9 protein-coding genes are annotated in these 12,073 nt (G+C 59.7%); 7 read left to right on the plus strand and 2 right to left on the minus strand.

Annotated features, from left to right (window positions below; all coding sequences use genetic code 11):
* Nucleotides 1-397 precede the first annotated feature (397 nt).
* A complete protein-coding gene (locus tag BLQ12_RS16520; protein WP_092212042.1) occupies nucleotides 398-2,020 on the minus strand; it encodes a sigma 54-interacting transcriptional regulator in 1,623 nt (540 codons plus the stop codon).
* 394 nt (nucleotides 2,021-2,414) lie between these two features.
* Nucleotides 2,415-3,848 (minus strand): dihydrolipoyl dehydrogenase, encoded by a 1,434-nt coding sequence (lpdA, locus tag BLQ12_RS16525; protein ID WP_092212044.1) that lies wholly within the window; start codon nucleotides 3,846-3,848, stop codon nucleotides 2,415-2,417.
* Between the two features lie 273 nt (nucleotides 3,849-4,121).
* Between lpdA and BLQ12_RS16530 the strand changes: the two genes are divergently transcribed.
* The 7 genes from BLQ12_RS16530 (at nucleotide 4,122) to lipA (ending at nucleotide 11,945) form a co-directional block, all read left to right on the plus strand.
* Nucleotides 4,122-4,565, plus strand: a complete 444-nt coding sequence (locus tag BLQ12_RS16530) for an Lrp/AsnC family transcriptional regulator (RefSeq protein WP_092212046.1) — start codon at nucleotides 4,122-4,124, stop codon at nucleotides 4,563-4,565.
* Nucleotides 4,566-4,898: 333 nt separating this feature from the next.
* Entirely contained in the window at nucleotides 4,899-6,173 is a 1,275-nt protein-coding gene (locus tag BLQ12_RS16535; RefSeq protein ID WP_092212048.1) for an aminomethyl transferase family protein, read from the plus strand.
* Between the two features lie 165 nt (nucleotides 6,174-6,338).
* A complete protein-coding gene (gene gcvH, locus BLQ12_RS16540; protein WP_092212050.1) occupies nucleotides 6,339-6,737 on the plus strand; it encodes a glycine cleavage system protein GcvH in 399 nt (132 codons plus the stop codon).
* 116 nt (nucleotides 6,738-6,853) lie between these two features.
* Nucleotides 6,854-8,185 carry an aminomethyl-transferring glycine dehydrogenase subunit GcvPA gene (gene gcvPA / locus BLQ12_RS16545; RefSeq protein ID WP_092212052.1) on the plus strand — a complete coding sequence of 444 codons (1,332 nt, stop codon included), beginning with the start codon at nucleotides 6,854-6,856 and terminating at the stop codon, nucleotides 8,183-8,185.
* On the plus strand, nucleotides 8,182-9,642 hold the full coding sequence (gene gcvPB / locus BLQ12_RS16550; protein ID WP_092212054.1) for an aminomethyl-transferring glycine dehydrogenase subunit GcvPB: 1,461 nt from the start codon (nucleotides 8,182-8,184) through the stop codon (nucleotides 9,640-9,642). Before gcvPA ends, gcvPB begins: the two co-directional genes overlap by 4 nt.
* A 424-nt stretch (nucleotides 9,643-10,066) precedes the next feature.
* Entirely contained in the window at nucleotides 10,067-10,768 is a 702-nt protein-coding gene (gene lipB / locus BLQ12_RS16555) for a lipoyl(octanoyl) transferase LipB (RefSeq protein ID WP_254782070.1), read from the plus strand.
* A gap of 280 nt (nucleotides 10,769-11,048) precedes the next feature.
* Entirely contained in the window at nucleotides 11,049-11,945 is an 897-nt protein-coding gene (gene lipA, locus BLQ12_RS16560; RefSeq protein WP_092212058.1) for a lipoyl synthase, read from the plus strand.
* The last annotated feature ends 128 nt before the right edge of the window (nucleotides 11,946-12,073 follow it).

The following is a 12,073-nucleotide window of genomic DNA, read 5'->3' on the forward strand; positions in this document are numbered from 1 at the left end:
TCCATGGGGCCGGCAGAGCCGGCCTGTTTTTCGGCGGGGGCACAACACAGGGAGCGGGGCCACGCCGGGGATTGTGAACGTGTGGTGTGGACGGCCCGGGGTGGGAGGTGGCCGTCCGGCCATGGATATGAAAGGGAGCAAAAACACTGCCACTGAGGCTGGGAAGGACAAAAAAGATCCGGCGAGGAGATCCCGGTTGGTGAAAGTGCGGCGGTGAATCCGGGCAGAACATCCCGTGAACAAAGGGGTTGGAGTATTTTTCGGGCAGCCGGAAGTGGGCCTCAAAAAAAACGCAACGGGCCATCGGGGGGTGGGGAAGAGAAGGGCTAAGATGGTTCGAAATCGCACCGCTTTAGCTCCTGATTTGGGTTTAGGTCAACAAATTTGGTCTGTTGACTTATTGGAACGAATACGTTCCAACGGAACGTTTTTGTTCCACACGGATGCCGTATTTTTTGATCTTGTTGAGAAGGGCGGTGTGGGAGACGCTCAGGCTAAGGGCAGCTTGCCGGATACTGCCGGTATCCCTGAGGGCCCGGGTGATCACATCGGTTTCGAACCGGGCGGTGAGGTGTCGCAAGCCCCCCTGGGGGTCTGGGGGTTCGGCACCGGAGAGGGGAGGCTGGTTCGCTTCATGGCTGAAGAGGATATTTGCGTGTTCCACGACCTGCCCGTTTCCCAAAATAGCCCCCCGTTCCATCACATTTTTCAGCTCACGGACATTTCCGGGCCAGTGATGGCCCATGAGTTTATCCATGGCCGCTTCCGAAATGGTCTGGCGTGGATTGTTCAGTTTTTCGGTGAGAAGGTCCAGGAAATGGGGGGCAAGCCGCCGGATATCTTCTCGGCGTTCACGAAGGGGGGGGATGTGGACCGGCACCACGTTGATGCGGTAGTAAAGGTCTTCCCGGAAGAGGCGCCTTTGAACCATGGCTTCCAGGTTTTTGTTGGTGGCGGTGATGATACGGGTGTCCACGGGGATTTCCCGGGTGCCCCCGATGCGTCTCACCAGCCCCTCCTGCAGGACTCGCAGGATTTTTGCCTGGGGCCCGGCGGGCATCTCTCCGATCTCGTCGAGAAAGAGGGTGCCCCCGCTGGCCACCTCAAAAAGGCCCGGTTTTCCTTTTTTACGGGCTCCGGTGAAGGCCCCGTCGGCGTAGCCGAAGAGCTCGCTCTCCAAAAGGGGCTCGGGCATGGCCGCGCAGTTGATGGCGATGAACGGGCCGGTGCGGTCGCTCTCAAAGTGGATGGCTCCTGCAAAGAGCTCCTTGCCCGTGCCGCTTTCGCCACGGACAGAGACCGTGGCGTCGGTGGGGGCGATGCGCCGCGCCAGGAGGATGGCGTTTTTTATTCCGTTGCTGTTGCCCAGGATGCAGTTAAAGGAGGCCGTGGTCGGGGACGCAACCTCCCGGGCCATTTTCTGGACCTCCTTAAGGTCCTTCATGAGCACCACGGTGCCCACGGACCGACCGCCTGCGTCGTGGATGGGTCGCGCCGAGGCGTAGAATTCGACCCGTCCGTCGGAGGTGACTACGGATTCCCGGCGGCTCAAAGGGCGTTTTTGAGCCATGCAGTCCAGCAGGATGTTGCCTTCGGGTTTGATGTCCCGGATGTTTTTGCCGAGGAGCTGTCGGGCCTCGTAGCCCAGGATGCGGCAGGCCACGGGGTTGATGGTGGTGACAAGGCCTCTTTCGTTGGTGGCGATGATGCCTTCTGAGACGCCGTCGAAGACGGCCTGGTGGTGTTTTTCCCTGCGTTCCCGGGGGAGGGTGCGGACAAGGCGGACAGACAGGGCCCCGGGCAGTCCGTGGAAGGCCGTTACCAGGGCTGCCGGGGCGGGATGATTGCCCTTTGGACGGGTCAGCTCCATGTAGACGATGGCGGCTTCCCCGTCCTGGATGACTTCCATGGAGAGGATGTTGAGCCCTTTGTCCGTGACTTCGCGCGTGAGATCGGCCACGACGCCGATGCGATCGGAAAACTTCAGCTCCAGTTTCAAACTCTCAGCAGAGTGGGTCATGGGCCGCCGTCTGGTTGGAGGTTGGGTGTTATGCACTTTAAAAAATTCTGTTTTTTACTATAGCACAGACGCGAAGGGCCGCAAGCTTTAGGTTTTTGGGTGAAACGGGCAAAGATTTTTCACTATCGTGGTTCCGCCGCCCTTGCCGCCGAAGGTGCTCAGGTGAATACTGATTCCGAGAATGTTACGACACTGAGTCCACACCGTTACAGAATGTGTGACAATACCCGTATCGTCACACGCTTTGGTGGCGGGCGCAGCCCGCGGCGAATGCCATTGCGATTTGCCCTGAGGAACGAAGGGCAAAGCGCAATGGCAATATGCTTTCGAGGTGTTTTCGCTACAGTGGCTTCGCCACCCTCGCCGCCGGAGGCATGCTTTTTGTGTTTTTCGACTACCCGTGCAGGGCGTTGCCGGACGCTTTTAACGCGACTTCCAGCATGGCCTCGGCCAGGGTGGGGTGGGCGTGGATGGTTTCGGCCAGGTCCGTGACGGTGAGGCGTTTGTTAACGGCAAGGGTCCCTTCGGCAATGAGATCGGTGGCGTGGGGGCCTGCGATGTGAACGCCCAGGACCCTTCCGGTGTCCGTTTCCGAGACGATGGAGGCTTGGCCCGCGATTTCCCCCAGGACCTGGGCTTTGCCGATGGCGCGGAAGAGGACGGTGTCGGTGCGCACGTCAAGCCCTTGGTTTCGGGCCTGGGCTTCGGTGAGGCCGGTGCAGGCCACTTCGGGCATGGTGAAGATGGCGTTGGGCACGGCGGTGTAGTCCATGGTGCGGTCCTGACCCATGATGTTTTCGGCGGCTACCACCCCTTCGGCCGAGGCCACGTGGGCCAGCATGATCCGTTCGGGCCCGGTGATGTCCCCGATGGCGTAGATGGCCGGGTCGCTGGTGCGCATGCCGTCGTCCACCCGGATCCAGCCCCGGTCGTCCACGGTGACCCCGGTGTGCTCTAAGCCGATGTCAGAGGAGTTGGGGCTGCGGCCCACGCAGAAGGCCACCATGGCAACCTCTTCGGTGAGGATCTCTTTTTCTTTGGCTGTGGGGTTTTCAGCAAAAGGAGAGGGGCCGATGGTGACCCGGGCACACTCGTCGGCGGTCTCGACGCCGGTTACTGTGCGGTTGGTGTACAGGGTGATCTTCTTTTTCTTCATCTCCCGGGTGAGGAGCTTCGAGCACGCCTCGTCCACGGAGTCGATGGGAAGGACCCGGTCCATGCCTTCGATGAGGGTGACCTTGGCCCCCAGGGCGTTTAAGATAAACGCAAATTCACAGCCGATGACGCCGCCGCCAACAATGGCGATGCTTTCCGGGACCTCGGAAAGGCTCAGGACCTCGTTGCTGGAGACCACCCGTTTGCCGTCGAAGGGAAAGGCAGACAAGGCCATTGGCACGGTACCCGTGGCAATGATAAGATTATCCCAGTACAGATCGCTGGTTTCACCGTTTTCATCGGTTACGGCGAGGCGTCCTTTTCCGGCAATCCTGGCCGACCCGTGGATCCAGGTGACCCCGGCCCGTTGGAAAAGCGCCAAAATGCCCTTCTGCTGGGTGGCGATGACGGAGCGCTTGCGCTCCATAAGGCCTGCCATGTTTACGGCAACGCTTCCCACCTGCTCGATCCCGAAGGTTTCACTTTGGGCCATCTTTTCCATCAGGTCGGCACTGGTTTTCATGATTTTTGAGGGGATGCACCCCCAGTTGAGACAGGTGCCGCCGGCGCCCTCTTTTTCAACAACAGTGACCTCGGCGCCCAAGGCTGCGGCCTTCAGGGCTGCCACATAGCCGCCGGGTCCGGCTCCGATGACGATGATTCGTTTTGCCATGCCTTTTCTCCTTGATGCGGATGCCTCCGGCACCTCGTCATCCACGGGATGCGCAAACCGCATAGGCGCAGGCAGGGATGGTGGGCGGTGACGTGTTGTACGGGGCATCGGTTGGGGAAATGTGAATCAGTTGTTTGAAAGATTATTAAGTAATACGTCAAAAATTGTCAACATCATTGATGGAAACATGAATATTTCAAAAAATTATTGACAGAAAGTGAAAAAATTATGTTTACTGACGAGCGAAAGAACACAACGGACAAAAGAGAGTCTATGAACATCGATGAAACCCACATTGCCATCATGAAGTTGCTTCGGGACGGACGGCGTTCTTTCAAGAAGATCGCCGAAGAACTCTCCATCACCGAAAACACGGTCCGGGCAAGGGTCAGGCGCCTTCAGGATGAAGGGGTCCTTGATGTAACCGGCCTTGTGAACCCCGAATCCCTTCGGGGGCACCGGGTGGTGATTGTGGGGATGAACATCAGCCACGTCAATCTCGTGGACAAGGGCGAAGAGATCAGTCGGCTCAAAGGGGTGGTGTCGGTGAGCGTTGTAACCGGCCGGTATGACCTGATCGTTCAGGTGCTGTTCAAGGAGGGCTACGGACTTCTTGAATTTTATACCGAAGAGCTCTCCAAGGTAAAGGATATCCAGTCCGTTGAAACCTTTGTGGTCTATAAAGGGTACAATTTGAAGGTGCCCTATCTGTTGTAGGTGAATCAGGAGGTGGTTGCTCATCAGGCGTCATGGGGCGCCTGGGAGAACCCACCGGGATGGTCCGGGTCGTTCCGGCGGAAGGAGGATGGGTCTTCTTCGGCCGGCGTGCCGCCTTCGAGAACTCTGGCAGGTGATGATGATGTCGCGGGTTTTCATAAAAAGGACAGGTTTCATCAGATGGTATACCGCTGTACCCTTCCACGCTTTCTCCTCCCCCCTCTTCGATGTCTCAGCGATTTCCTCAGCATGCATCCTTGTTACTGACCGTGCGTTGCGTTTGTCCGGGGTGGATTCCGTGTCACGATGATGTCAACCGGAAAGGAGATGCGTATGGATTCGACGGTGAAAAAGACCCCCTTGCACGCCTGGCACTGTGACCATGGTGCCAACATGGCGAATTTCGGCGGCTATGAGATGCCCCTCTGGTACGGCGGCGGCACCCGGGAGGAGCACATGGCGGTGCTCACTGCGGCTGGGCTCTTTGATACCAGCCACATGGCCGTGATCCTTGTGGACGGCGGGGGGGCTCGCGACCTGCTCCAGGAGTGCTTCTGCAAAGACCTTGACCGCTGCATCGGAAAGGAACCGGGGCCCCTGGTACCGGGCCGGGCCGTCTACGGCGCGTTTTTAAACGATAAAGGCCATGTCATCGATGACGCCCTGGTCTACAAGATGGCGGCCGATCGCTTCATGGTCTGCGTAAACGCCGGCATGGGCGGACCCATCGCCATGGAACTGGAGCGGTACTCCGACGGCCGTCTGAGCCTTATTACAGACCTCACCGACAGCCTGGGTAAAATTGATATCCAGGATCCCCGCGCCGCACAGATCCTGGGCGCCATCCTTCAAGACCCTGAAACGGTCTTTGCCGGGATGCCCTATTTCTCCTTTCAAGGCCATTTTGATGATCGCGCCCCCCAGGCCGGTCGGGTCCGTCTTTCAGACGGCACGCCCATTCTCCTGTCACGTACCGGGTATACCGGTGAATTCGGATTCGAACTCTTTGTGGTCCCGGAAAAGACCGAAGCGGTCTGGACGGCTTTGCTTGAGGCCGGTGAAGGGGCCGGACTGTGCCCCTGCGGTCTTGCCTCCCGGGACTCGCTGCGCGCAGGGGCCATGCTGCCCCTGTCCCACCAGGACATCGGGGACTGGCCCTTTATCAACCACCCCTGGGATTTTACCCTTCCCTGGGATGCCGGAAAGACGGCATTTACCAAGCGGTTTCGGGGTCGTACCGCCCTTGAAGCCCCTTCGGATGCTTCGTTTACCGTCGCCTTTGCAGGCTTTGACCCCCGGAAAGTACCCGCCGGGGAGGGCAGCGGCGTTCTCACCGAAGACGGGGAGGCCATCGGCGCCATCCTTACCTGCACCACGGACGTGGCCCTGGGGCGCCACGACGGGCAGATCGTCTCGTCCGCATCGGGCTCCCTGCCCGAAGGGGCCAAGGTGCGCGGGCTCTCCTGCGGTTTCCTCAACGTGAACCGTGCCCTTTCTCCCGGTGAAAAGGTGGTGCTCACCGACGGCAAGCGCAAGGTCCCTGTGGAGATTGTCTCGGATATCCGCCCCGGACGCACGGCCCGGCGCCCCATACGCGAGATGTTGTAACGGCATGGCTCCGGCACCACCGGAACCCTGTCTGGACCCCGAGCCCTCGGAAGCGAAAAGGCTTGGCATATATCACCCACATGAGAAACCCGTCCGCCTGATCAGCCACCCCGTGGGGCAGCTGGCCGGCCCGGGGCAGGAGACAAACCCTGCAAAGGAGAATCCATGAAAGAGATCAGTCAGCTTGTGTTGCCGGAAGATGTCAAGTACGCCACGGACCACGAATGGGCCAGGGTGGAGGGCGATGAGGTTGTCATCGGCCTTGCGGACTACGCCCAGGATCAGCTGGGCGACATTGTGTTCGTGGAGCTTCCCCAGGTTGGGGACAGCTTTGACAAGGGAGAGGAGTTCGGCACCGTGGAGTCGGTGAAGGCGGTCTCCGAGCTGTACATGCCCATCGGCGGTGAGATTGTGGCGGTCAACGAGGCCCTTGAAGACGATCCGGCCCTGGTCAACGGCGCTCCCTACGGTGAAGGGTGGCTGATTCGTGTGAAACCTGCGGACCCGTCCGAAATGGAGGCGCTGTTGGACAAAGCCGCCTACCTGGCGTTGTTTGACGCCTGAGGAGACGGCAACACCGTGTCTCCCCCATGAGCGGCGTGGCCACCTCGTGGCCTGGCCGAGCATGGGAAGGGGAAGTGCCCCTGCCCGGATTTTTTCAGCATAAGAGGAGTTTTGCGATGCGTTATTTGCCCCATACCCCGGAAGACATCCACGAGATGCTCAAGGTCATCGGTGTCGATACCGTGGACGACCTCTTCCATACCATTCCTGACGCGTGCAGGAATTCAACACCCATGGACCTTCCCCCGGCCATGAGCGAGTGGGACTTAAACGCCCACATGGACTCCCTGGCCGCCACCATGGCGTCCTCCAACGAGTACCGCGTGTTCATCGGAGCGGGAAGCTACAACCACCACATCCCCTCATCGGTTCCCTACCTTCTCTCCCGCTCCGAATTTGCAACGGCCTATACCCCCTACCAGCCCGAGATCAGCCAGGGGACCCTCCAGGGCATTTACGAGTTCCAGACCCTGGTGACACGCCTGCTGGGCATGGATGTTGCCACGGCGTCACACTATGACGGCGCCACGGGACTCTCCGAGGCCCTTTTGATGGCTGTGAAAAAAACAAAACGAAAGAAGGTGGCCGTCTCCGTCCTCTGCCACCCCTTCCACCGGGAGGTGATCCGCACTTATATGGACCCGGCCGGTGTCGAGGTGGTGGAGGTGCCCTATACCCCGGAGGGGCGAACCGATTTAAAGGCCCTTGAGGCCATGGACGACCTTGCCGCCGTTGCCGTGCAGTCCCCCAACTTCTTCGGCGTGGTGGAAGACCTGAAGGGGTTTTCCGATACCATCCATGCCAAAAAAGGGGTGATGATCGGCTCCTTTACCGAGGCCATCGCCTGGGGCCTGATGAAAAATCCCGGCAGGCAGGGCGTGGATATCGTGGCCGGAGACGGGCAGAGCCTGGGGATCCCAAAAGCCTTCGGCGGGCCCGGCCTGGGCCTTCTGGCCAGCACCAAGGCCCATATGCGCCAGCTCCCCGGACGGCTCGTGGGGGCCACCACGGACCTGGACGGCAAACGGGGCTTCGTGCTCACCCTGGCGGCCCGGGAACAGCATATCAGGCGCGAGAAAGCCACGTCCAATATCTGCTCCAACAATGGCCTCTGCGCCTTGAACGCGGCCATGTACATGGCGTCCCTTGGGGGCAGCGGCTTCCGGCGCCTTGCCCAGATCAACCACAACAAGGCTGAGTACCTGAAAAAGGCCCTGGCCGGGGCCGGGGTGGAGATCACCTTTGCCTCCCCCACCTTCAACGAGTTTGTGGTGAAGTTCCCGAAAGGATTTGAGGCCACCTACGAGCGGCTCCTGGCCAAGATGGTGGTGGCGGGCCTTCCCCTGGAACGTTTTTACCCGGAACTTCAAGGGCACTATCTCCTCTGCGTGACGGAGACCCTCTCGAAGACCGATCTGGACCAGCTGGTCAAGGAGGTGACGGCATGAGCGGCTACAGACAAGGCGATTCCGGCCTGATACTCAACGAGCCTTTGCTCTGGGAAAAAGGAAAGAAAGGGCGCTGCGGGTTTTCATTGCCCGAGTGCGATGTGGACGAGGTCTCTTTTGAAGGGGACCTGGCAGGAGATGGCCCCGACTTTCCCGACCTCTCCGAGGTGGAGGTGGTGCGTCATTACACCCGATTGTCCACCTGGAACTTCGGTGTGGATACCGGCATGTATCCTTTGGGTTCCTGCACCATGAAGTACAACCCCAAGGTGAATGAGCGCCAGGCAAGCCTCACCGGCTTTGCCGACGCCCACCCCCTCCTGCCGGAGGTGCGGACCCAAGGGGCCTTAAAGCTCATGTACGACCTGGAGCACTTTCTCAAGGAGCTCACCGGCATGGACGCGGTGACCCTCCAGCCCGCGGCGGGAGCCCACGGTGAGCTCACCGGCATCCTCATGATCTACGCCTACCACAAGAAGAAAGGGCAGATTCGTACGAAAATGCTGGTCCCCGACACCGCCCACGGGACCAACCCGGCCAGCGGGGCCCTCTGCGGCTACACGCCGGTGGCGGTTCCCGTCAACGGAGAAGGGATCATGCGGGTGGAAGACGTCCGGGAACTCATGGACGAGGACACCGCAGGCATCATGGTGACCAACCCCAACACCCTGGGGCTCTTTGAGGAGAACATCCGGGAAATCTGCGAGATCGTCCATGACAAAGGCGGCCTGGTCTACGGCGACGGCGCCAACCTGAACGCTATCATGGGCTATGTGAAGATGGGGGAGATCGGCGTGGACGTCATGCACTTCAACCTCCACAAGACCTTTTCCACGCCCCACGGCGGCGGCGGTCCCGGCTCCGGCCCCGTGGCCGTCAACAAGACCCTTGAACCCTTCCTCCCCGTACCCCGGGTGGAAAAAATCCAGGACACCTACCGCCTCGTGACGGACTATCCCGATTCCATCGGGCGCATGATGACCTTCTACGGCCACTTCGGGGTCATGGTGAGGGCCTACAGCTACATCCTCTCCATGGGAGCCGAAGGACTCAAAGAGGCAAGTGCCCACGCCGTCCTCAACGCCAACTACATCAAGGAACGCCTCAAAGACACCTTTCACCTGGCCTTCGATAAGACCTGCATGCACGAATGCGTCTTCTCCGATGCCCGCCAGGAAGAGGACGGGGTCACCACCCTGGATATTGCCAAACGCCTCATAGACTACGGCTTCCATCCCCCCACCATCTACTTTCCCCTGGTGGTGCACGGCGCCCTCATGATCGAGCCCACGGAGACGGAGACCAAAGAGGACATCGATAACTTCATTGATACCCTGAAAGCCATCGCCAAAGAGGCCAAGGAGTCCCCCGAACTCCTGAAAAATGCCCCCACGCGAAGCAAAGTCAGGCGCCTTGACGAAACTGCCGCAGCACGCAAGCCGTGTCTTTGCGGTTAGCCGGGGGGAGCTGAATCGCGAAAAAGCAAGCCTCCGGCGGCGAGGTGAGCCACCTCGAAAGCTGATTGCCGTTGCGTTTTGTCCCTCGTTCCTCGGGCCAAATCGCAACGGCCTTCGGCTTGGGCTTCGCCCGAAACATATGCTGATGGTTTATACGAGCAATACGACAAGCCTTGAAGGCTTAGGGCTCGTTATCGTAACTCATTGATTATCAACTTTAACCGGGCTGCCTCCGGCGGTGTGGACTGCGATATCCTGAACGTTTATGACATGCGTAACGAACGGTGAAAGATCGACCGAAATGGAGCGCCGCACTCCTGTGCGGCTTTTTCGTCCGTCGTGACCCGTGCCGCACCGGAGTGCGGCGTTCCAGGGGATAAGGGGGCCGGGGGGTTGTTTGATGCGGTTGTGGGAGGGGCGAGTGATGAATAAAGCAAAAATCATAGAGTTGCCGTTAACCGCCTATGAAGAGGTGCATGACTTGCAAAAGCGGTTGGTGTCCATGCGCCTTTCCGGAGAGCTTGACGGCGATGTGGTGATCCTTGTGGAGCATCCGCCGGTGTATACCTTGGGAAAACGGGGTGGGCGCGAGAACATCGTGGTCTCCGAAGGGTTTTTGAAAGAACAGGGGATCTCCGTGGTCCAGACCGAGCGGGGGGGCAATATCACCTGGCACGGTCCGGGCCAGCTCGTGGCCTATCCCATTGTGCACCTGGACGAGGCGCGCATGGGCGTGGCCGATTTTGTGGGGGCCCTGGAACAGGTGATGATCGAGACCCTGGATGCTTTGGGTGTGTCCGCCCGGTCCGATGCGGTGAATCGCGGGGTCTGGGTGGGAGACGCCAAGATCGGCAGCGTGGGGATCCGGGTGAATCACGGGGTCTCCTTTCACGGCCTGGCCCTCAACGTGGCCCCGGACCTTACCTTCTTTTCCTGGATCAATCCCTGCGGGCTTGCCGTCTCCATGACCACGGCCGAACAGGAGCTGGGCCGAAAGGTGAGTATGACCGCAGCGCGGTGCGAGATGAAACGGGCTTTTGGGACGCTTTTTTTCGAAGGGCTGGTTGAGACGACACTGAATGAGCTGAATGGTTTCCCGTCGGCTTTATGTGGGGCTGGAACCTGACAGGGTAGCCTGTCGAGTAGGACGGATCCTAAGCCGTTAACAGCAAAAATTCCAGCGGATAATTCGAGTAATCTTCAAGTTACGATAACGTATCCTGTTACTTCGAAGCTTGTGAGTCAGTCCGTGTAAACCGCCAGTTTTTATGTCGGGCGAAGCCCGAGCCGAAGGCCCTTGCGCTTTGGCCCGAGGAACGAGGGACAAAGCGCAAGGGCAATCCGCTTTCGAGGTGGCTCACCTCGCCGCCGGAGGCACTGCTTTTTTGATGAAGGGAGATATGGGTATGGACAGGGATGTGTGTCGGGATCAGGTCAAGGTGTATCAGCGAAAGAGAAAGCCGGTGTGGCTCCGGCGAAGCCTGCCCACCTCACCGGAGTACGAGAAGGTGAGGCGGCTCATTGGGGAGTCATCGCTCCATACGGTGTGCCAGGAGGCCAAGTGTCCCAATCAGTGGGAGTGTTTTTCCAGTCGCACGGCCACCTTCATGATTCTTGGGGAGGTGTGTACCCGGGGGTGCCGGTTTTGTGCGGTGGCAGGGGGCAAGCCTTTGCCGCCGGACCCGGAGGAGCCCGGGCGCGTTGCCGAGGCAGCCAGGGAGCTCAACCTCTCCTACGTGGTGGTGACTTCCGTGACCCGGGACGATCTGGAGGATGGCGGGTCTTCGGCCTTTGCGGCCACCATCCGCGCTTTGCGGGATACCATCGACGGGGTGTACGTGGAGGTGCTGATTCCGGACTTTCAAGGAAGCGAAATCGACCTGCAGTGCGTCATCGACGCGAAACCAGACGTGCTCAACCACAACATCGAGACCGTGCCCCGGCTTTACGATACGGTTCGGCCCCAGGCCATCTACCAGCGGTCCCTGGATGTGTTTCGGTATGCCGCCAAGACAGCCCCCTCCATGCCGCTGAAGTCAGGCATCATGCTGGGCCTGGGGGAGACCGACGCCGAGGTGGAAGTCACCCTGTCCGACCTTCTGGCCGCCGGGTGCTCCATCCTCACCATCGGCCAGTACCTGCAGCCCTCAAAGGACCACCTTCCCGTGGAAACCTACGTCACCCCGGAAGCCTTTGATGCCTGGAAAACCAAGGCCCTTGCCATGGGATTTGCCGATGTGGCCAGCGGGCCCTTTGTGCGCAGCTCGTACAAGGCAAAAGAGTTGTTTGAAAGCAACGGATGATCGGAAAAAAATCATGCCTCCGGCGGCCAGGGGATAAATCCCCTGGACCCCAGGTTCGGGAATGCTCTTTCGCCTTCGTGCCTCAGGCTCATCACATTCCCTGACGGGCTGCGCCTGTGAATTAAAGT

This window comes from Desulfoluna spongiiphila, assembly GCF_900101345.1.
GTDB lineage: Bacteria > Desulfobacterota > Desulfobacteria > Desulfobacterales > Desulfolunaceae > Desulfoluna > Desulfoluna spongiiphila.

Bases quoted from the DNA above. Each gene is read 5' to 3' on its own strand.
- BLQ12_RS16535 (WP_092212048.1), top strand. From the start codon at position 4,899: ATGGATTCGACGGTGAAAAAGACCCCCTTGCACGCCTGGCACTGTGAC.
- lipB (WP_254782070.1), top strand. From the start codon at position 10,067: ATGAATAAAGCAAAAATCATAGAGTTGCCGTTAACCGCCTATGAAGAG.
- lpdA (WP_092212044.1), bottom strand. From the start codon at position 3,848: ATGGCAAAACGAATCATCGTCATCGGAGCCGGACCCGGCGGCTATGTG.
- gcvH (WP_092212050.1), top strand. From the start codon at position 6,339: ATGAAAGAGATCAGTCAGCTTGTGTTGCCGGAAGATGTCAAGTACGCC.
- gcvPB (WP_092212054.1), top strand. From the start codon at position 8,182: ATGAGCGGCTACAGACAAGGCGATTCCGGCCTGATACTCAACGAGCCT.
- lipA (WP_092212058.1), top strand. From the start codon at position 11,049: ATGGACAGGGATGTGTGTCGGGATCAGGTCAAGGTGTATCAGCGAAAG.
- BLQ12_RS16520 (WP_092212042.1), bottom strand. From the start codon at position 2,020: ATGACCCACTCTGCTGAGAGTTTGAAACTGGAGCTGAAGTTTTCCGAT.
- gcvPA (WP_092212052.1), top strand. From the start codon at position 6,854: ATGCGTTATTTGCCCCATACCCCGGAAGACATCCACGAGATGCTCAAG.
- BLQ12_RS16530 (WP_092212046.1), top strand. From the start codon at position 4,122: ATGAACATCGATGAAACCCACATTGCCATCATGAAGTTGCTTCGGGAC.